At 76.2% G+C, this 202-nt stretch carries 1 pseudogene; it reads left to right on the top strand.

Going from position 1 to position 202, the window contains the following annotated elements:
• Positions 1-202 (top strand): annotated as a pseudogene (locus C667_RS24215) (electron transfer flavoprotein subunit alpha/FixB family protein); the annotation flags it as partial.

Raw genomic sequence — 202 nt, 5'->3', positions numbered from 1 at the left:
GATCAAGCTGATCACGGTGCGCACCACCGCGTTCGACGCCGCCGAAGCCGGCAGCAACGCCGCGCCGGTCGAGGCGGTCGCCGCCGCGGCCGACCTGGGGGTCACCGCGCTGGTCGGTCGCGAGATCGTCAAGAGCGCGCGCCCCGAGCTCGGCGCCGCCAAGGTCATCGTCTCGGGCGGCCGCGGCCTCGCCAGCGGCGAC

The organism is Thauera phenylacetica B4P (genome assembly GCF_000310225.1).
Lineage (GTDB): Bacteria > Pseudomonadota > Gammaproteobacteria > Burkholderiales > Rhodocyclaceae > Thauera > Thauera phenylacetica.
Note: the sequence above shows the minus strand (reverse complement) of the source record. Positions and strands in the feature narration are given on the sequence as shown.